Consider the following 19,673-nt stretch of genomic DNA (forward strand, 5'->3'; position numbering starts at 1 on the left):
TACGTGATAGGTGACACCCTGTATGGACAGGACGTTGCCGCAACGACTTCCGGAACCGCGCCTCCCTATCGTACAGGCTCCCTGCTGTCCCGCGGCTCAGGCGTGCACGCGCGGCGCGTCGAAGAAGTCCACTTCGTAGCGGGCGGACTGCCGGAAGGCCACGGTCATGGCGTCCCGTTCGCCGGGTGAGGCCGCCCGGGCTGCGGTGTCGGTGTGGGCGATGGCCTGCCGGGTGGCGTCGGCGAACTCCGGATCGGCGTAGGTGCGCAGCCACGCGGCGTAGGGGTGCGATTCCGGCGCACCCGCGGCGAGGAACCGGTTGTGCAGTGCCTGTCCCACCTCGGCATAGAGCCAGAAGCACGGCAGTACCGCAGCGATCAGCACTCCGTAGCTCCCGGTGACCGAGGCGGCCAGAAGGTGGTCTACGTAGGACTTGGTGACCGGTCCGAGCGTCCGCTCCGCCGTGCGTCCGCGCAGCCAGGTCCGGTGCAGTTCGGCTTCGACGCTGAGGCAATTCTGTGCGGAGCGGGTCCAGAAGAGCTGTTCGTCTTCCGTGGGTGCGATCGCGGCGGCCCGGGAGAGGACCCGCGAATAGCCGTTCAGGTACAGGGCGTCCTGTCCGAGGTAGTACGCGAAGTCCTGCTCCGGCAAGGACCCGTCCGCCAGGGCCGTGATGAAGTCCAGGCCGTAGATGGCCTCGAGGTCGGCAGCAGCGGTTTCCCGCAGCCCACGGGCGAATTCACCCGCGGCAGGGACCCGGTGCAGTTCGCCGCCGCCGGCACCCGTACCGTGATGGGCGGTCTGATGCTGGACATGGTGGAAGTGATGGACCGGGCCGTTGCCGCTGCCGACGTCGAGGTCCGCCGAGGTGCGCAGCGCCCCTTCCAGCCACGGCTTAACTTCCCGCAAGGCGGCCTCCCAGTCCCCGACCCGGGCCTGCACGGTCGCCATCGCCGCGGACAGTGAGCATCCCGTTCCGTGGCTGTTGCTGGTGCGGACCCGCTCCCCCGGTACTACTATGACGTCCCGGGCCAGGACCCCGCAGGTGTTGACGAGCGCGTCCGGGCAGCCGTCGCCGTGCTCGCCGGCTCCGCCCGCAGCGCCGGTGCCGTCGAGGTGGCCGCCCTTCACCAGGACGGTCGTGCCGGTGCCGGCGGCAAGCCGCTTGCCCTGTTCCAGCGCCGCAGCCCAGTTGCCGGCGACGGGTTCGTTGAGCAGAATCGCGAGTTCGGCGAGGTTCGGCGTGATCAGGTCCGCGTAGGGCAGCAGTTCTTGCAGCGCCGATTCGGCCGGCGCCTGCAGCAGCCGGTCACCGCTTGTGGCCACCATCACGGGGTCCAGCACCACAATGGCGGGCCTGACCTTCGCCAGCCAGGTCCGGACGGCGTCGATCACGGCGGCGTCCCCCAGCATCCCGATCTTGACGGCGTCGATCCGGATGTCGGCGCTGACCGCGTCAAGCTGGGCGGTCAGGAAATCTGCCGGCGGGACGTGGATGGCGCTGACGCCGCGTGTGTTCTGTGCGGTCAGGGCGGTGATGGCGGCCATGCCGTAGCCGCCATGCGCGGCAATGCTCTTCAGGTCCGCCTGGATCCCGGCACCGCCGGAGGGGTCCGAGCCTGCGATCGTGAGCACCCGCGGGATCCGGGATGCCGGGGCTGCGGGGACAGCGGGAAGAAACGGGGAGGCGGCGGTCATGGGAGACATCCCTTCGCCGGTGCTAACCGGACAGGTTCAACGGGTCTGGATCTCAGCCGGCTCGATGCGCGGCACCCCGTGTCAGGGACCAAGCCTAGCCGCATCCTTTAACGAAGTCGCGGGCACGGCCCGAACCTGGCGTATTGCTACGCGGCCCGGACCGCACCCGCGGCCTTCCCGAACTTTCTTGGGGTTAGAGTTCCGAGGCCGGAACGCCGACGCCGAGGATAATCGGTTCGTTTGTGGCCGGTTTGGCCGCCGGCGTTGTTGCTGCTGCCGGGGCCTTTGCCTCGTGTACCGAAACGGCAGCCTGCGGCGCTTCCCGGCGCTGCTCTACCGAGGTTTCGTTGGCTGCTCCCTGCGCGCGGCTGGCGCTGCGGTTGCGCCGTCCGCGGCGGGCACGGGAGGCGCCGGCCTCGGGGGCCGCCTCCGTCTGGGAGCCTGGCGCCTGGGCGCGGCCCGGGCCGGTTCCGCCGGCACGCGCCGGAGCCGCCGGTGCAGTCCGGGCTGCGGCCGCCTTCGCAGCCGGTGCAGCGGGATCCGCCGCGGAGACTTCCCCGCTGTCACCCAGCTGGGCGAAAGCCTCGGTCAGCAGGTCCATGGTCAGCGCGGGCGCACCCGACTCGTCGGCATGCTCCACAAACGGCAGTGCGACTTGTTCGCCGCCGAAGGTCAGCACGGCGCCGGGACGTCCGGCAGCCTCCTCCGTTGCGGCCAGCTCGACGGCTGCCTCAACAGCGGCCTGGCGGACCCCGGCGTCGACTCCCGTGGCCGCTTCATCGTCATGCAGATGGGCAGCATGCGCCGCCGCAGCGATATTCGCCAGCGCGTGGCGGGTCGCCTCGGCCTTGGCATGGCGTTCAGCGTCGGTGGGCTCGGGGTGCGCTGCGGCCGGCACCGACTGTTCGTCCGTGCCCTGGCCGCCCCGTCCGCGGCGGCGGCTCTTGCGTTCGGTCCGCGGGGGGGCAGGCTGCTCCGCACGGGGAATGTGATGCTCGGCGGCAACGACGTTGGCGCGGCGGTGCTCCACCGGCTCGTCGTGGGTCACAATGCCGCGGCCGGCGCAGGCCTCGCACTGTTCGCCGAAAACTTCCAGCAGCCCGGTACCCATCCGCTTCCGCGTCATCTGCACGAGGCCCAGCGAAGTCACCTCCGCGACCTGGTGTTTGGTCCGGTCCCGGCCCAGGCACTCCACCATGCGGCGCAGTACCAGGTCCCGGTTCGATTCAAGCACCATGTCGATGAAGTCGATCACGATAATGCCGCCGATGTCGCGGAGCCGGAGCTGCCGGACAACTTCTTCGGCCGCTTCGAGGTTGTTTTTGGTGACGGTTTCCTCAAGGTTGCCGCCGCTGCCGGTGAACTTGCCGGTGTTGACGTCCACCACTGTCATGGCTTCGGTGCGGTCGATTACGAGCGAGCCGCCGGAGGGCAGGAAAACCTTGCGGTCCAGTGCTTTGTGGATCTGCTCGTCGATGCGCCAGGCACCGAAGATGTCCGAGTCCTTGGTCCATTTCTCCAGCCGGCCGACAAGGTCGGGGGCTACGTAGGTCACGTAGGCCTCGATGGTGTCCCACGCTTCCTCACCGGAGACGATCAGCTTGGAGAAGTCCTCGTTGAAGACATCACGGACTACCTTGATGGTCAGATCGGGTTCGCCGTAGAGCAGTTCGGGGGCAAGGATCTTAGTTGAGCTCGACTGGCCCTCGATCCCTTCCCACTGGGCACGGAGCCGGTTGATGTCGTGCGTGAGTTCTTCCTCGGACGCACCCTCCGCGGCGGTGCGCACAATAACGCCAGCATCCTCGGGCAGGCGGTCCTTGAGGATCCGCTTGAGGCGGTTGCGTTCGACGTCGGGCAGCTTGCGCGAGATTCCGGTCATGGAACCGCCGGGTACGTAGACGAGGTAGCGGCCGGGCAGCGAGATCTGGCTTGTGAGGCGGGCGCCCTTGTGCCCGACGGGATCCTTGGTGACCTGGACCAGCACGGAGTCGCCGGACTTCAGCGCGTTCTCGATCCGGCGCTGCTTGCCCTCGAGGTTGACGGACTCCCAATTGACCTCGCCGGCGTACAGCACGGCGTTGCGGCCGCGTCCGATGTCGACGAAGGCGGCTTCCATCGACGGCAGTACGTTCTGGACCTTGCCCAGGTAGACGTTGCCGATCAGGGAATCCTGCTGGGTCTTCGAGACAAAGTGCTCGGCCAGCACGCCGTCCTCGAGGACGCCGATCTGGATTCTGTCATCGCGCTGGCGGACGATCATTTGGCGGTCCACCGATTCGCGCCGGGCCAGGAACTCGGCCTCGGTGATGACGGTGCGGCGGCGTCCGGTATCGCGGGATTCGCGGCGGCGCTGCTTTTTCGCCTCCAGGCGGGTGGAGCCCTTGAGCGAGGTGACACGGTTGTTCACCGGAGCCTCGCTGGCTGTGCGCGGCGCACGGACGCGCGTCACCGTGTTGGGCGGGTCGTCGTCCTCCCCGCCGGTCAGTTCCAGATCCTGCTCGCCGCGACGGCGGCGGCGACGGCGGCGGGAGGTCACGCCGTCTTCGAGCTGCTCGCCAGTGCCTTCTTCAGCGTCATCCGCGTCGTCGGATTCGTCTTCGGAACCCGGTTCGCTCTCAGCTCCACGGCTGCTGCGGCCGCGGCGACCGCGGCTGCGGCGACGGCGGCGGCTTCCGGCGTCCTCGCTCTCGCCTTCTTCGTCGTCGTCGTCGTCAGCTTCCGCTGCGGCGGCAGCCGGGGCCGGGACAGGGCGGGCCGCGGCGGCCAGGTCGGGTGCCTGGAAGATCATTGAGGTAACCGCTCCCGGCTCCATGAACAGCGAAGCGGCAGCCGAGGCTTCCGCCGGGGCTTCAGCAGCCGGGCTTTCAGTTGCCGGGCTTTCAGCTGCCGCGGCGGCTGGGGCTGCTGCCGGGGCCTCGGCGGCAGTTTCATCCGCGACCGGGCTGGCGGCGGCGGTAACGCCTGCGGTTTCCGTGGCGGCGGCTTCCGGTTCCGCACTGGCGGCCCCGTCAGCTGCGGTCCCTGCGGCCGGGGCCTTGGCCTTGGCGCGGCTGGCGCGGCGACGGACGGGCTTTTCGGCCGGGGCGTCGGCGGCCTCGGCTGCGGCTGTCATTCCGGCAGGGACATCAGAGGGAACGTCCGGGGTCTGTGCCGGGTCCGCAGCAGGAACGGATTCGGCCGGCTCGGCTACCTTGCGGGCACGTGAGCGGCGGGCGGGGGCCTTGGTTTCGGCGGCCGGAGCGTCCGGCACCTCCGCGGGGACCGCGGTGTCCGCGACGGTCTCCGCGGCGCCTGTACCGCTTTTGGGAAGGGTCTTGCGGCGGGTCCGGACGGGCCGTTTCGGCGGTGACGCGGCCGCTGATTCATCAGCTGCCCCGGCACTTGCGGCCAGCACGTCTTCGTTGCCTGTTACAACCTGGTCATTATCCATATATGGCGACACTCCTGCCCCTGACATGCCGCCACATCCGGCACCCGTTGGGGCAAATATTTGTCAACACCCGCGGGCATTGACAGAAGTCAATTGAATACCCTCAGGTTCGCACCGGCAGTGGGGTGCGGCAGCCCTGGAGAGCCGGCGGAATTGCTCTGAAACCCGTTGATCTACACACCACAACCAGGTGCCGTCCAATGGCATTGCGGGACAGCCTGGATCAGAGGATCCGTGGCTCCCTGCTCATCATTGGCGGTCTTGGGAACAAAATCGCCGGACCGGGACCCGGATGTGGATCGGGTTCCAGCCACGATCATTGTCTCACAGGACACGTCCGAGCAGGCGTAAGCGGGGCATCCGGCCTGCCCCGTGGACCGAATCCCCCATGAAGGCAACAGCGTCCGGACTCCCTCCAGGGTCCGGCGATACAATCGGACCAGTTGCATCCAAGCGAAGGACATCCATTCCATGCCCAGCATCTCCAGCGCCACCGACGAGGCAGCCGTGCGGCAGCAACGCCGCGGCACCTCAGCCGACGCACTTCAGCTGCCGCCGATGACACGCGACCGCCCGTTCGCGTGGCTCCTGCTGATCACCGGCGTCGTTGGCTGGCTGGCCTCCGGGGCCCTGGTGCTGGAAAAGCTCGAGGTACTCAAGGATCCGAACCATGTAACAGTCTGCGATGTGAACCCATGGATCTCCTGCGGGCAGGTTATGCAGACCTGGCAGGGTTCGGTGTTCGGCTTCCCCAACATGTTTATGGGAATCGTGGCCTTTGCGGTCATCATCACCACAGCCATGGGAATTCTCTCCGGAGCCGCGTTTGCCCGCTGGTACTGGCTGGGGCTGCAGGCCGGCGTGACCCTTGGCTTCGGGTTTGTGGTCTGGCTTTGGTCGCAGGCGCTGTACTCCATCCATATCCTCTGCCCGTTCTGCATGATCGTCTGGGCCGCCATGATTCCGCTCTTCGTCTGGGTCACAGTCCGCAACGTAACGCACGGCGTGATCAGGCTGCCGGCGGGCCCAACCAGGATCCTGGGCGACTCCGGCTGGGTCATCACCGCGCTGCTTTACGTCGCAGTGGTTGCCACCATTTTCTTCGCGTTTATCCAGGTCTTCATCGGAACCTCCGGCTACTGAACCGAAGTACACCGGTTAACCGCCGCGAGGTGACAGCTAAGGCCAATGTTCGACTCGAACATTGGCCTTAGCTGCCACCTCGCGGCTGGGCGGTCAGGAACCTAGAACCAGATCTTGATTTCGCGCTCCGCGGACTCCGCCGAGTCCGAGCCGTGGACGAGGTTCTGCTGGACCTTCAGGCCCCAGTCGCGGCCGAAGTCGCCGCGGATGGTGCCCGGCGCCGCCGTCGTGGGGTCGGTGGTGCCGGCGAGCGAGCGGAAACCCTCGATCACGCGGTGTCCCTCGAAAATCGCGGCTACTACCGGACCGCTGAGCATAAACTCGACGAGCGGCTCGTAGAACGGCTTGCCCACGTGCTCCTCGTAGTGCTGCTCCAGCAGTTCGCGGCTCGCATCAACCTTCTTCAGCTCGGCCAGGGTGTAGCCCTTGGCTTCAATCCTGGCGATGATGCTGCCTGTCAGGTTGCGGCTAACGCCGTCGGGCTTGATCAGGACGAGGGTGCGCTCAATGCTCACAGCTGCTCCAATGTGTAGGGGTGGGGTTCGGAAATAAGTCTAGTTGCTTTGGCCCTCGGGGTGGGATGCGTCCCAGGCGGCCTGGTCGTGGTCCCGCTGGGCGGCTTCCCGGTCAATCCGGATGCCGGTGCGGATGCCGTACCACCAGGCCAGCGCGAAGAGGCCACCGACCAGGAACATCGCCGGTTCCAGGATCCCTGCCAGGATCAGCACGATTTGCAGGATCCAGCCCAGCGCCACACCCCACGGCCGGGAAAGCACGGCGCAGGTGAAGGCGTAGATGAGGCTCAACGCGATGCCAACGGAGAAGATCAGGACCGGCGGGAATTCGTCCCGCCGCAGCCCGAACACGGTAAGGGTGCCGAAAAGGATCACAAACGCTTCAAGGAGCAGCACCGTGGAGGCGAACATAACCTTGGTGGAGCGGCGTTTTTTGGGCATACCGGGGCGCCACTCGCGCTGGGCCTTGGTAAGTTTCGCCATGGTCTACGCGTCCGCCTTTCCGAGCAGGATCCGGGCTTCGGCGACGAGCGTGATGGAGCCCGTGACCAGGACGCCGCCGGCGAGATCGTCATTGGCTTCGGCGCGTTCCACCGCCCATTCGAGGGCGTCGTCGAGCTTCTCGGCCACGTGGATGGTGTCCTCGCCGTACCCGAGGTCCACCGCGAGTTCCGCAAGGTCCTCGGCCGGCACGGCGCGGGGCGAATTGGACTGGGTGAAGCAGTACTCTGCGGAGAGCCCGCCTAGGGATTCCTTGAGTTGGCGCAGGATTTCCTCGGCGTCCTTTTCCCGCAGCACGCCGACCACCACCACAAGCTTTGTGAAGCTGAACGCTTCATGGATGGCTTCGGCCGAGACCCTGATACCTTCGGGGTTGTGCGCGGCGTCCACGATGATGGTCGGTGCGGTCCGCACCACTTCGAGCCGGCCCGGCGAGGTGACCGAGGCGAAGGCCTCCTGCACCAGCCCGGGGTCGAGCGGCTTTTCAGCGCCGAAGAAAGCCTCCAGCGCAGCGATCGCGACGGCCGCATTCTCGGCCTGGTGGGCCCCGTGCAGGGGCACAAGAAGGTCCTCGTAGCGGCCCGCGATGCCCTGGATGGTGACCATCTGGCCGCCGACGGCGACGGTGCGGTTTTCGACGCCGAACTCAACGCCCTCAAAGCGGAACGGGACGGCCGTTTCCTTGGCTTTCTCCAGCAGCACCTGGGCCGCGTCCCGGGGCTGCGCGGCGCTGACCAGGAAGCCGCCCGGCTTGATGATGCCGGCCTTTTCGTGGGCGATCTCCTCGGTTGTCTCGCCCAGCAGGTCCGTGTGGTCCAGCGAGATGGGCGTGACCACAAAGACCTCGCCGTCCCCGACGTTGGTCGCGTCGGTGATCCCGCCCAAGCCAACCTCAATGACGGCTACGTTGACCGGCTGGTCGGCGAAGACTGCGAAGCCCAGTATGGTGAGGCATTCGAAGTAGGTCAGCCGGGGCTGGCCCGCGGCCTCAAGTTCGCTGTCCACGATGGCAAGGTAGGGCCGGATCTCGTCCCAGATCCGAACGAACGTCTCATCCGGCACCGGAGCGCCGTCGATGCTGATCCGTTCGGTGACCTTGGACAGGTGCGGGCTCGTGTAGCGCCCGGTGCTCAGGCCGTGGGCGCGGAGCCCGGCCTCGATCATCCGGGCAGTCGAGGTCTTTCCGTTGGTGCCGGTGACGTGGATGATCGGGAACGCCTTGTTCGGCTCCCCCAGGATGTCCATCGCCCGGTGCAGCGGGGCCAGCCGCGGCTCCATCTTGTTTTCCGGGGCACGCCCCAGCAGCTCGGCGTAGACACTTTCTACGGAGAATTCGTCGGTCATGGCTTAGGCCTCAATTTTCTCGACGGCGATGTGCAACTCGGTGCCGTCTCCGTTGGAGGACAGCCCGAGTTCCACGGTGAGCGTTTCGGTGGATACCAGGTTTTCGTGCACCCGGATGGCGTCGATGACGTCCACGGGCGCCGCGACGGTGGTCCTGATCCGGTCGCTGACATTGAGCCCGGCATCCTTGCGGGCCTGCTGGATGCTACGGACCATGTCCCGGGCCAGGCCCTCGGCCTCGAGCTCGGGTGTGACCTCGGTGTTGAGCACCACAAACCCACCGCCCGGGAGCACGGCTGCCGCGCGGGAACCGGCGCCTTCAGCGGCTTCGGCGACGACGGTTTCCAGGGTGTATTCCTGCGGCTCAAGATCGAGCCCGCCGACGGTCACAACACCTGCATCGCTGACTGACCAGTCGCCGGACTTGGCGCCCTTGATGGCCTGCTGGACGTTCTTCCCCAGCCGCGGCCCGGCGGCCCGGGCGTTGACTACGAGCTTCTGCTCGATCCCGAACTCCGCCGGCGAGGCGCTCCCGGCGTCGAGCAGGCGGACGGACCGCAGGTTCAGTTCGTCGGCGACAACACCGGCGAAGCCCGCCAGCGCGTCGGCGCCCGGTGCCACAACAGTGAGTTCCTGCAACGGCAGCCGGACCCGGAGGTTGGCGGCCTTGCGCAGTGAGGATCCGGTGGAGCAGATCTGCTGGATCTTATCCATCGCCTCGACGAGTCCCGGGTTGGCCGGGAACAGGTCCGCGTCCGGCCAGTCGGCCAGGTGCACGGAGCGCCCGCCGGTGAGGCCGCGCCAGATCTCCTCGGAGACCAGTGGCAGCAGCGGGGCCGCGACCCGGCACACCGTCTCCAGCGCCGTGTAGAGCGCGTCGAAGGCGTCGGGGTTTTCGTCGAAGAAGCGCTGCCGGCTGCGGCGGACGTACCAATTCGTGAGCATGTCCAGGTAGCTGCGCAGTTCATCGCAGGCGCCGGAGATGTCGTAGCTGTCCAACTGGGCGGTCATGTTCCGGACCAGGTCGCCGGTGTTGGCCATCAGGTACTGGTCCAGGGTGTCGGCGTAGCCGTCGTGGCGCAGCTTGGCATCGTAGCCGGACGCTGTTCCATCCACTGCGTTCGATGCGTTCGTGTACAGCGTAAAGAAGCTGTAGACGTTCCACAGCGGCAGGATGACCTGGCGGACGCCCTCGCGGATGCCCTGCTCGGTGACTACGAGATTCCCGCCGCGCAGGATCGGGCTGGACATCAGGAACCAGCGCATCGCGTCCGAGCCGTCCCGGTCCAGGACCTCGGAAACGTCAGGGTAGTTCTGCAGGCTCTTGGACATCTTCTGCCCGTCCGAGCCCAGGACGATGCCGTGGCTGATGACGTTGCGGAAGGCGGGCCGGTCGAACAGCGCGGTGGAGAGGATGTGCAGCATGTAGAACCAGCCGCGGGTCTGGCCGATGTACTCGACGATGAAGTCCGCCGGGTTGTGGGTGTCGAACCATTCCTCGTTCTCGAACGGGTAGTGGACCTGACCGTAGGGCATGGACCCGGAGTCGAACCAGACGTCCAGAACATCCTCGACCCGGCGCATGACGGATTGGCCTTCCGCCGGGGTCCGCGGATCATCCGGGTTCGGGCGGGTCAGTTCGTCAATGAACGGCCGGTGCAGGTCGACCTGGCCGTCGTTGTTTAGCGGCAGGCGGCCGAAGTCGGCTTCGATCTCGGCGAGCGAGCCGTAGACGTCGGTGCGCGGGTAGTCCGGATCGCTGGACTGCCAGACCGGGATGGGGCTGCCCCAGTAACGGTTCCGGCTGATCGACCAGTCGCGGGCGTTGGCGAGCCATTTGCCGAACTGGCCGTCCTTGACGTTGCCCGGGATCCAGTTGATCTCCTGGTTCAGCTCGGACATCCGGTCCTTGAACTTGGTGACCTCCACGTACCAGGAGGACACGGCACGGTAGATCAGCGGGTTGCGGCAGCGCCAGCAGTGCGGGTAGCTGTGCTCGTAGCTGGCCTGGCGGACCAGGCGGCCCTGGGCGCGAAGTACCTGGGTGATGGGCTTGTTGGCTTCGAAGACCTGCAGCCCGGCGATCCCGGCGAGGTCGCCCTGGCCGAACAGCGGCAGGAACTTCGCCCCCTCGTCGACCGAGAGGACCACGGGGATCCCGGCTTCTTCACAGACTTTCTGGTCGTCTTCACCGTAGGCGGGTGCCTGGTGGACGATGCCGGTGCCGTCGGTGGTGGTGACGTAGTCCGCCACAAGAAAGCGCCAGCCGTTCTCGGTGCCGTACTTCTCAGCGTCGGAGAAGTAGTCCCAGAGCGGTTCGTAGGTCAGCCCTTCGAGCTCGACGCCGGTGTGCCGGGAGGTGACGGCGGCTTCGGCAGCCGCCACACCCTCGGCGCCGTCGCCGTAGCCGAGGTCCTTGGCGTAGGCGCCAAGGAGGTCCCCGGCGAGCAGGAAACGCCCGGTGACCGGGGCGTCGGCGGATGCGGCTTTGATCCCCTGCGGCCCGGCCGGCAGCACAACATAGGTGATGGCGGGCCCGACCGCGAGCGCCAGGTTCGTGGGCAGCGTCCAGGGTGTGGTGGTCCAGGCGAGCGCCTGGACCCCGGCGAGCTGCTTTGACAGTTCCGAGTCCCCAGCAGTGATGGGGAAGGTGACCGTAACGGTCTGGTCCTGGCGGTTTTTGTAGACGTCGTCGTCCATCCGCAGTTCATGGTTGGACAGCGGCGTCTCGTCCTTCCAGCAGTACGGCAGCACCCGGTAGCCGTTGTAGGTGAGGCCCTTTTCGTGCAGTTGTTTGAAGGCCCAGAGCACGGACTCCATGTACTCGACGTTGAGTGTTTTGTAGTCGTTCTCGAAGTCGACCCAGCGCGCCTGGCGGGTGACGTAGCTCTTCCATTCGTCGGCGTACTTCATCACCGAGGCGCGGCAGGCGTCGTTGAACTTGTCGATGCCCATCGCCTCGATCTGGGTTTTATCAGTCATGCCCAGCTGTTTCATGGCTTCGAGTTCGGCGGGCAGCCCGTGGGTGTCCCAGCCAAAGCGGCGTTCGACGCGGCGGCCGCGCTGGGTCTGGTAGCGGCCCACGAGGTCCTTGGCGTAGCCGGTCAGCAGGTGGCCGTAGTGCGGCAGGCCGTTGGCGAAGGGCGGGCCGTCGTAGAAAACGAACTCGTTGCTGCCGGGCTTTCCGCCGGGAAGGTCGGAGTCGCGCTGATCGATGCTGGCCTGGAACGTGCCGTCCTCATCCCAGTACCTGAGGATGCGCTCTTCGATCTCCGGGAACTTCACGGAGGCCGGTACACCAGAGGTGCTCGCGGCAGAGGTGGTGGCGCCTGCGCCGGACGGAGCAGCGGAGGCCTTCGGGTAGTAAGTCATCTCGACATCCTGGGTTGAGCTAGTGAACAAGTGGATTCATTCAGGATGCGAGGACGGCTCCTGCACTGTCTTTCGACAACACCGGCACCGCGGTACCACCTCACTTACCGTCACCGCGTGCGCCCCTTGGAGGGACCAACGGCGGCGGCCGCTCATTACTGCTGTGACGGGCTTACCCGTCCGGTTCTACCGGTCCCGGTCCGCTGAAAGCGGCATGAGGACGTTCTTCCGGAAGCTCACCGGTGATGGCCGGGTCGAAGCTGCTACAAGAAGTCTAACAACTGTCGCGGCTCCGTTGTGCCTGCACCGAGTCCCGCTGCTCAGGATCCTGGGCCGGGCCACCCCGCGGTCATTATCGACCACGGGGTAACCAAGCCCGTCGGTGCGCTACGGCCGCTCAGCGGCCGGTCTTGAGCTCGAAACTGCGCGGCAGCTTTATGCCGGATTCGGCCATAACGTCCCGCAGCCGGTCGGGGTAGTCCGTGATGAGGCCGTCTACCCCGAGGGCGATCAGGGCGCGCATGGTGGGCTTGTCGTCGACGGTCCACGGAATGACCTGCATGCCGGCGGCGTGTGCCCGGCTGACCATGTCGGCGGTGACATACGGGACGTAGTCCTGATCGGTGACTGCGCCATCCTGGGGCGTGCCGTGTACCGGGGACACGGCAGTGACCCCAAGGGAGGCCGCGGCCGCGACCAGATCCCCGCCAAAGTCGTCCGCGTCGATACCGCCGAGCCACGGCGAGCTGCCGGGCTGGCCGGCCTCAAGGAAGTCCTTGTTGGTCAGGGCAACGGTGGGGATCTGCGGCTGGCGTTCCCGGACCAGGCGCAGCGAGCCCCAGTCGAAGCTTTGGATGGAGACCCGGCTTTGCATGTGCGCCTTGTTGATTTCCTGCAGCGCGACGTCCACGAACTGCTCCCGCGGGGCGGTCTCCTCCGGCGCTCCGGCTTCGACCTTCGTTTCGATATTGAACCGGACCTGGCTGGCACGGTAGGACCGGGCCAGCGCAAAGACCTCGGCGAGGGTGGGCATTTTGGCGCCTGGGGACGCTGCCTGGCCCGGGAATTGAGGCTGGGTCAGCGAGCCGCAGTCCAGGCTCCGGACCTGTGCGAAGGTCAGGTCCTTGACGTATTTGCCGACGTAGGGAAACTGCGGGTCGCCAGCCGTCACCGGCGCGGTGTCCTGGCACTTTTTGTCGCTGATCTTGCGGTCGTGGGTGATCACCTCGCGGCCGTCTTTGGTGATCTGGAGGTCAAGTTCAAGCGTCGAGACACCGGTCTCGAGGCCCTTCGCGAACGATGCCAGCGTCGACTCGACGGTGAGACCGATGCCGCCGCGGTGCGCCTGAAGGTCAAAGTGGTGGTCGGCGCCTGTGCCCGAATCGCGGGAACGGGTGTCGGCGGCGTCGGCCTGGGCCGTGGTGGCGAGGAGCAGGGCGGCGCTCAGTACTGCGGCGCCGAGCTTGGTCGTGGTGCGCATGGGGATGAGTCTCCACTCTGGTGGTGTGCAGTTGCACCAGCCACGGTCCCCGCCCGCGGCCAACAGCGCACCACCCCTGGCCCACGGCAGAGCCAAGTGCAGATGAACGCCGGGCGTCCGGTTTCCGGCCGGCCAGTCCGGACCCGGCCGGAGTCCGGAGGACCCGCCTAGTTTTTGCGGATCAGCTTGTGGTTGGCGGCCTGCGCGACCGGACGGATCACAATCTGGTCGAGGTTCACGTGGTGCGGCGCCGTGACGGCGTAGCGGACGACGTCCGCGACATCCGCTGCGGTGAGCGGCTTCTCAACTCCCTGATAGACCTTGGCGGCTGAGGCCTGGTCCCCGAGGCGGTTCAGGGCGAACTCCTCCGTCTGCACCAGGCCGGGGGCCACCTCAATAACGCGGAGGTTGTGTTCGGCCTCTTCGAGGCGCAGCGCACCGGTCAGCGCGTGCTGGCCGAACTTTGCCGCGTTATAACCGCCGCCCCCCTCATAAGCGGACAGCCCGGCCGTTGACGTCAGATTCAGGACCGTACCCTCGCCAACCGCACGAAGCATCGGCAGGAAGGCCCGGATGAGCTTTAAGGTGCCGAGAACGTTGACCTCGAACATCCATTCCCAGTCCTCGGTCTTTGCCCCGGCCACCGTGTCCGCGCCGCGGGCGCCGCCGGCAATGTTGATCAGGGTGTCGATCCCGCCGGCGCGGGTCACCTCGTCCACCAGCCGGGCGACGGCGGCGTCGTCGGTCACGTCCGCCGGAAGGGCGACGGCGCCGGTTTCCGCGGCGAGCGCCGCCAACCGGTCCGCGCGGCGGGCCACGGCGTACACCGTCCAGCCCGCGCTCCGGAGCGCCCGCACGGTGGCCTCGCCGATTCCGGTGCTGGCGCCGGTTACTACTGCCGCTTTGTGCTGGATTCCCTCAGTCATGGCACCACCCTAGTGGATCAGCGCACGGTGCTGGATTCCAGGTCCTCGTCCTCGAGGCCGAGGACCTTGAGCTTGCCGCTCTTCCGGTCGGCGAGGTACTCCTTCATTTCGCGCTTGATGACCGGCAGCAGCAGGTAGACCCCGAGCAGGTTCACGAAGGCGCAGACGAACAGTGCAGCGTCGGCGAAGTTCAGCACCTGGGTGAAGGTCAGCACGGTTCCCACGACGGTAAAGAACAGGAAGACGCACTTGTAGCTGACCTCGGAGGCCTTGCTCCGGCCGAAGAGGTATTCCCAGGCCTTGAGCCCGTAATAGGACCAGGTGATCAGGGTGGAGAAGGCGAACAGCGAGACTGCCACGGCCAGCACTGCGGGAAACCACGGGAGCACGGTAGCAAAGGCGTCAGAGGTCAGAATGACGCCGTCGGGGGCGCCCTTCCCGGCCTGTACCTGATCCATGCCGGCCTGGAAGCTCGGTGCTCCGCCGATGATGATGGCGAGTGCTGTCATGGTACAGATGACCACCGTGTCGATGAGGGGTTCGAACATGGCCACAAAGCCTTCGCTCACGGGCCGGGTGGTCTTGACTGCAGAGTGGGCAATGGCGGCTGACCCCAGGCCGGCTTCGTTGGAGAACGCGGCGCGCTGGAAGCCCACGATCATCACGCCGACGACGCCGCCGGTGAGGCCTTGCGGATTGAACGCACCGCCAATGATCGATCCCATTGCGGCGGGGACATGGTCCAGGTTGGCGAGGATGACGAACAGGCAGGCGAGTACGTAGATAATTCCCATGGCCGGGACGAGTTTGCTGGTGGTGGCCCCGATCGACTTGATGCCGCCTAGGATCACGGCGGCCACCAGGGCGGCCAGGACGACCCCAAAGATCAACGCGGCCCCGGCGCTGCCGAGCGGACCGTCCTCGCCGCCCGTGACGTTTTGTACCTGGGCGAACGTCTGGTTTGCCTGGAACATGTTGCCGCCGGCGATACCGAAGATCAGGATGGCGACGGCGAAGATGCCGGTGAGCGTCTTGGCCGGGAACCGTCCGAACTTCTTGAACGCGATGGGCAGGTACTTGAACGGCCCGCCCGTCACCGTCCCGTCAGCGTGGACTTCCCGGTATTTGACCCCGAGGGTGCACTCGGCAAACTTCGTGGCCATGCCTAGCAGACCGGCAAGGATCATCCAGAATGTCGCTCCGGGGCCACCGAGCGCCATAGCCGCGCCGACGCCGGCGATGTTGCCCAGCCCCACGGTGCCGGACAGTGCCGAGGTCAACGCGTGGAAGTGGGGAACTTCGCCGGGATCGGATTTTGACGAGTAATGGCCGCGGATCACCTCGTGGGAGGTCTTGAGACCGCGGAACTGGATAAAGCCGAAGTAGACCGTGAAGATCACACCGGCGGCGATCAGCCAGGCCACGACGGCCGGAAAGCTCACCTCACCGATAGTGATGGGGAAAAAGACAATATTTGAGAAGGTCTCGGTGACCGGCTGAAAGACCGTATCTGCCGCGCTTTCTACGGCCGACAGCCAGCCGATCTCGTCGGAGGCAGCTTGTGTTGGCAGCGCTTGGTAAATTGACATTCCTCCACTAGAACGTCAATCGAACGTGATCGCAATCACATTTCGAATACCCTACGAAATTTGCGTTTGTCTTTGGTAGGTATCTGACACGGTTCTCGGTGGCGGAATCGTGTACGGACAGGCGTACAGACAATCGATCCGACTTCGGTGTTGATGCCCCGCCTTCCCGCCGTTGCCCTGCGGGGTCCTCCGGCCATGGAAGAATTGCCCCATGGCTGAAGACACGCAGGGTACAGACACGCCCACCACCGCCCCCATCAATGTTCCGGACAAGCCCGCCCTGGAAGGGCTGGAAACCGCGCTTACCCGGCGCTGGCTTGACGACGGGACCTACAAGTTCAACCCGGACACCACCCGGGAGCAGGTCTACTCGATCGACACTCCCCCGCCCACCGCGTCGGGTTCGCTGCACGTCGGCCACATGTTCTCCTACACCCAGACCGACGTCCTGGCCCGCTACCAGCGGATGACCGGCAAGAATGTCTTTTACCCGATGGGCTGGGACGACAACGGCCTGCCCACCGAGCGACGCGTGCAGAACTACTTCGGTGTACGCTGCGACCCAACGACCGCATACGACGCCGGCTACCGCCCCCCGGCGGAGCCGGCCAAGAACCAGCGCGACTTCGACGTCGTCTCGCGCCGGAACTTCATCGAACTCTGCGAGCAGCTCGCGGTCGAGGACGAAAAGGTTTTCGAGAACCTGTTCCAGACCCTCGGCCTGTCCGTGGACTGGGACCTGACGTACCGCACCATCGACGACAAGTCCCGTGCCATCTCCCAGCGTGCCTTCCTGGCGAACCTGGCTGCCGGCGATGCTTACATGGCCGAGGCGCCCACCCTGTGGGACGTAACCTTCCGCACCGCCGTGGCCCAGGCCGAGCTGGAGGACCGCGAAGTTGCCGGCGCGTACTACCGCTTCCCCTTCTTCACCGAAGGAGGCGAGAAGATCTTCATCGAGACCACCCGCCCGGAACTGCTAGCCGCCTGTGCCGCGCTCGTGGCCAATCCCGACGACGAACGCTACAAGCCGCTGTTCGGCACAAAAGTCACCTCCCCGCTGTTCGGCGTCGAGGTGGAAATCAAAGCCCACCCGCTCGCCAAGGCGGACAAAGGCTCCGGCATCGCCATGGTCTGCACCTTCGGGGACCTCACCGACGTCACCTGGTGGCGCGAACTCCAGCTGCCCACCCGCGCGATCGTGGGCCGTGACGGGCGCATCCTGGGCGAGACGCCGGAGTGGATCACCACTGCCGAAGGCCGCGCCCACTTCGAGGCGATCGCCGGCAAGACCGTGTTCAGCGCCAAAGAAGGCGTGGTGGAGCTGCTGGCGGCAGCGGAACTGCTCGACGGCGAACCGAAGAAGATCATGCACCCGGTGAACTTCTTCGAGAAGGGCGACAAGCCCCTTGAAGTTGTAACGTCACGCCAGTGGTACATCCGCAACGGCGGCCGTGACGCCGAACGCCGTGAGCGGCTCATTGCCCGCGGCCACGAAATCGAATTCCATCCGGCATTTATGCGTTCCCGCTACGAGAACTGGATCTCCGGACTGAACGGGGACTGGCTCGTTTCCCGCCAGCGCTTCTTCGGTGTGCCCGTGCCCGTCTGGTACCCGCTGGACGCCGACGGCAACCCCGACTTCGCAGCTCCGATCGTCCCGTCCGACGCGCAGCTGCCGGTGGATCCGGCGGCTGACGCGGCACCGGGGTACGAAGAGTCCCGGCGCGACGTGCCGGGGGGCTTCACCGGCGACGCCGATGTGCTCGACACCTGGGCCACCTCGTCGTTGACACCGCAGATCGTGGGTGGCTGGAGCACCGACGAGGCGCTCTTCGCCAAGGTCTTTCCGTTCGACGTCCGCCCGCAGGCCCACGACATCATCCGGACGTGGCTGTTTTCCACCGCCGTCCGCGCGGATGCCCTGCAGGACGTCGCGCCGTGGAAGCACGCGGCCATCTCCGGCTGGATCCTTGACCCGGACCGCAAGAAGATGTCCAAGTCCAAGGGCAACGTGATCGTTCCGACCGATGTGCTCAACGAATACGGTTCGGACGCCGTCCGCTACTGGGCAGCCTCGGCCAAGCTCGGCGCGGACACCGCGTATGAGATCGCGCAGATGAAGATCGGCCGGCGCCTGGCCATCAAGCTCCTGAACGCCTCCAAGTTTGTGCTGAATCTCGGCGCCACCGAGGACTCCGTCGTTTCGGCTGACCTCGCGGTGCTCAGCAACCCCCTGGACCGGGCCGTGCTGGCCCAGCTCTCCGAGGTGGTCCGCCTGGCCACCAAGGCGTTCGAAAACTACGACTATGCCCGCGCCCTGCAGATTTCCGAGAGCTTCTTCTGGCACTTCACCGATGACTACGTGGAGCTCATCAAGGACCGCGCCTACGGTGCCGCAGGCGGGACTGAACAGGCTTCAGTCCTGGCAGCACTGGCGACGAGCCTTGATACCCTGCTGCGCCTCTTCGCCCCGTTCCTGCCGTTCGCCACGGAGGAAGTCTGGAGCTGGTGGCGGACGGGTTCGGTGCACCGTGCACAGTGGCCCTCCGCCGTCGAAATCGACGGTGACACCACGTTGCTGGCCACCGTAGGGACCGCGCTCAGCGGGATCCGGAAAGCCAAATCGGAGGCCAAGGTCAAGCAGCGCACCGAGGTCCTGTCGGCGACCATCACGGCTCCGGAGTCCCTCACAACGCAACTGAAAGCCGGCCTGGCCGACCTGAAGGCCGCGGCAAACGCCCGGGAACTGATCCTCGTGGGCGGCGACGGCGAACTGACCGTCGGCGATGTTGTCCTGGCCCCGGCCGAGGAGACCGGGCAAGCCTGACGGCTGTCCGCCCGGGAGACCAAAAAAGGGCCCTCCGCCCGGCTCACGCCGGGCGGAGGGCCCTCTTTTCGTCTGGCTGATCCTTGCTTTCCGGGGCCTCAGATCCCGGCTGCGGCCCCGAAGTGCGTCAGCACCGGCGGTGCGGCCAACAACTCCGCCAGTCCGCTTGCGCCGGCGCCTGCGCGCCACGCGCGGTAAGCGGAGTCGTGTTCAATCGACTCCCACCGTTCCACCACCAGAAAGTGCGCGGGGTCGTGGCTGTCGACAAGGACATCAACACCGAGGCAGCCGTCAAAGGCCCGCGTGTCGCCGAGGATACCGCGGAGCACCTCCGCCGCCGTGGGCAGGGCTTCTGGCTTTAGGGTCAAGTCAAGGTGGGCTGTGATGGGCATGGAACTCCAATGGTCGCAGGTGGTCACAAGGGACAGCCGGCCTGAACGCCGGCCAACACGGCACCCGGAGCGGTGCCCTGCCATTGGTGGCAACAGCGGTGCCGGGCCAGTTGTTCCTGCGGCTCTGCTGAACGGGCGCGATGTGAACCGGTCCGGTTTGGGACAACCCGAATTTTGCCCTAACCCGCATTTTGGGGCAAAGGGGAAGCCCCATCAGCGTTTTGCCGTTGGTGGGGCTTCGACTTTCGATTGCCACGTGACGTCTCAGGCAATCTGGCGGAACCCTTGGATTTCCAGGTCTTCCTACCTCGTCACTGGTAGCCATCATCTGACTGTGCCGTAGGCTGCGTCGGATAAGTGTCACTGAATCGTTGGTTCCCGCGTCCCGCTTCTTCCGAAGTGGGTAAGATCAATTGTGATCCTGCCCTGCCGGATACGCAAGAGCCCCGA

12 protein-coding genes and 1 riboswitch are annotated in these 19,673 nt (G+C 66.2%); of the genes, 2 read left to right on the forward strand and 10 right to left on the reverse strand.

The features are described 5' to 3' along the window. Window positions 1-96: 96 nt before the first annotated feature. Complete coding sequence (locus tag ABIB49_RS03605; protein WP_282360265.1) at window positions 97-1,698, reverse strand: bifunctional hydroxymethylpyrimidine kinase/phosphomethylpyrimidine kinase; 1,602 nt, start codon at window positions 1,696-1,698, stop codon at window positions 97-99. After that, window positions 1,690-1,787: riboswitch (TPP riboswitch) on the reverse strand. Its footprint overlaps the gene before it by 9 nt. A 104-nt stretch (window positions 1,788-1,891) precedes the next feature. Beyond that, window positions 1,892-5,131 (reverse strand): Rne/Rng family ribonuclease, encoded by a 3,240-nt coding sequence (locus tag ABIB49_RS03610; RefSeq protein ID WP_354156709.1) that lies wholly within the window; start codon window positions 5,129-5,131, stop codon window positions 1,892-1,894. Window positions 5,132-5,602: 471 nt separating this feature from the next. On the opposite strand from ABIB49_RS03610, the gene ABIB49_RS03615 reads away from it, so the two are divergent. Next, window positions 5,603-6,274 carry a vitamin K epoxide reductase family protein gene (locus tag ABIB49_RS03615; protein ID WP_282360267.1) on the forward strand — a complete coding sequence of 224 codons (672 nt, stop codon included), beginning with the start codon at window positions 5,603-5,605 and terminating at the stop codon, window positions 6,272-6,274. Between the two features lie 101 nt (window positions 6,275-6,375). Here the strand turns inward: ABIB49_RS03615 and ndk are convergent, their stop codons facing one another. From ndk to ABIB49_RS03650, 7 genes are all read right to left on the reverse strand, one after another. After that, window positions 6,376-6,789: a nucleoside-diphosphate kinase gene (ndk, locus tag ABIB49_RS03620; RefSeq protein ID WP_226774575.1), complete on the reverse strand. Its 414-nt coding sequence runs from the start codon at window positions 6,787-6,789 to the stop codon at window positions 6,376-6,378. Between the two features lie 39 nt (window positions 6,790-6,828). After that, the gene (locus ABIB49_RS03625; protein WP_282360268.1) at window positions 6,829-7,272 is read right to left on the reverse strand and encodes a DUF4233 domain-containing protein; all 444 of its coding nucleotides are present in this window, start codon (window positions 7,270-7,272) and stop codon (window positions 6,829-6,831) included. A gap of 3 nt (window positions 7,273-7,275) precedes the next feature. Beyond that, window positions 7,276-8,634, reverse strand: a complete 1,359-nt coding sequence (locus ABIB49_RS03630; protein WP_226774577.1) for a bifunctional folylpolyglutamate synthase/dihydrofolate synthase — start codon at window positions 8,632-8,634, stop codon at window positions 7,276-7,278. Window positions 8,635-8,637: 3 nt separating this feature from the next. Next, a complete protein-coding gene (gene ileS / locus ABIB49_RS03635; RefSeq protein WP_354156710.1) occupies window positions 8,638-12,006 on the reverse strand; it encodes an isoleucine--tRNA ligase in 3,369 nt (1,122 codons plus the stop codon). Between the two features lie 397 nt (window positions 12,007-12,403). Beyond that, on the reverse strand, window positions 12,404-13,486 hold the full coding sequence (locus ABIB49_RS03640) for a glycerophosphodiester phosphodiesterase (RefSeq protein WP_226774579.1): 1,083 nt from the start codon (window positions 13,484-13,486) through the stop codon (window positions 12,404-12,406). Window positions 13,487-13,653: 167 nt separating this feature from the next. Further along, complete coding sequence (locus tag ABIB49_RS03645) at window positions 13,654-14,412, reverse strand: SDR family oxidoreductase (RefSeq protein ID WP_283479483.1); 759 nt, start codon at window positions 14,410-14,412, stop codon at window positions 13,654-13,656. A gap of 17 nt (window positions 14,413-14,429) precedes the next feature. Next, window positions 14,430-16,001, reverse strand: coding sequence for an alanine/glycine:cation symporter family protein (locus tag ABIB49_RS03650; protein WP_226774581.1), 1,572 nt, complete (start codon window positions 15,999-16,001; stop codon window positions 14,430-14,432). Window positions 16,002-16,212: 211 nt separating this feature from the next. Between ABIB49_RS03650 and valS the strand changes: the two genes are divergently transcribed. Next, window positions 16,213-18,831 carry a valine--tRNA ligase gene (gene valS, locus ABIB49_RS03655; protein WP_354156711.1) on the forward strand — a complete coding sequence of 873 codons (2,619 nt, stop codon included), beginning with the start codon at window positions 16,213-16,215 and terminating at the stop codon, window positions 18,829-18,831. Between the two features lie 98 nt (window positions 18,832-18,929). Here the strand turns inward: valS and ABIB49_RS03660 are convergent, their stop codons facing one another. Next, window positions 18,930-19,223 carry a putative quinol monooxygenase gene (locus tag ABIB49_RS03660; RefSeq protein ID WP_354156712.1) on the reverse strand — a complete coding sequence of 98 codons (294 nt, stop codon included), beginning with the start codon at window positions 19,221-19,223 and terminating at the stop codon, window positions 18,930-18,932. Between the last annotated feature and the right edge of the window lie 450 nt (window positions 19,224-19,673).

This window comes from Arthrobacter sp. UYCu512, assembly GCF_040547075.1.
Classification (GTDB): domain Bacteria; phylum Actinomycetota; class Actinomycetes; order Actinomycetales; family Micrococcaceae; genus Arthrobacter.

Coding starts and splice junctions, on each gene's coding strand:
- ABIB49_RS03640 (WP_226774579.1), bottom strand. CDS start 13,486: ATGCGCACCACGACCAAGCTCGGCGCCGCAGTACTGAGCGCCGCCCTG.
- ABIB49_RS03645 (WP_283479483.1), bottom strand. CDS start 14,412: ATGACTGAGGGAATCCAGCACAAAGCGGCAGTAGTAACCGGCGCCAGC.
- ABIB49_RS03660 (WP_354156712.1), bottom strand. CDS start 19,223: ATGCCCATCACAGCCCACCTTGACTTGACCCTAAAGCCAGAAGCCCTG.
- ABIB49_RS03630 (WP_226774577.1), bottom strand. CDS start 8,634: ATGACCGACGAATTCTCCGTAGAAAGTGTCTACGCCGAGCTGCTGGGG.
- ileS (WP_354156710.1), bottom strand. CDS start 12,006: ATGACTTACTACCCGAAGGCCTCCGCTGCTCCGTCCGGCGCAGGCGCC.
- ABIB49_RS03610 (WP_354156709.1), bottom strand. CDS start 5,131: ATGGATAATGACCAGGTTGTAACAGGCAACGAAGACGTGCTGGCCGCA.
- ABIB49_RS03625 (WP_282360268.1), bottom strand. CDS start 7,272: ATGGCGAAACTTACCAAGGCCCAGCGCGAGTGGCGCCCCGGTATGCCC.
- ABIB49_RS03615 (WP_282360267.1), top strand. CDS start 5,603: ATGCCCAGCATCTCCAGCGCCACCGACGAGGCAGCCGTGCGGCAGCAA.
- valS (WP_354156711.1), top strand. CDS start 16,213: ATGGCTGAAGACACGCAGGGTACAGACACGCCCACCACCGCCCCCATC.
- ABIB49_RS03605 (WP_282360265.1), bottom strand. CDS start 1,698: ATGACCGCCGCCTCCCCGTTTCTTCCCGCTGTCCCCGCAGCCCCGGCA.
- ABIB49_RS03650 (WP_226774581.1), bottom strand. CDS start 16,001: ATGTCAATTTACCAAGCGCTGCCAACACAAGCTGCCTCCGACGAGATC.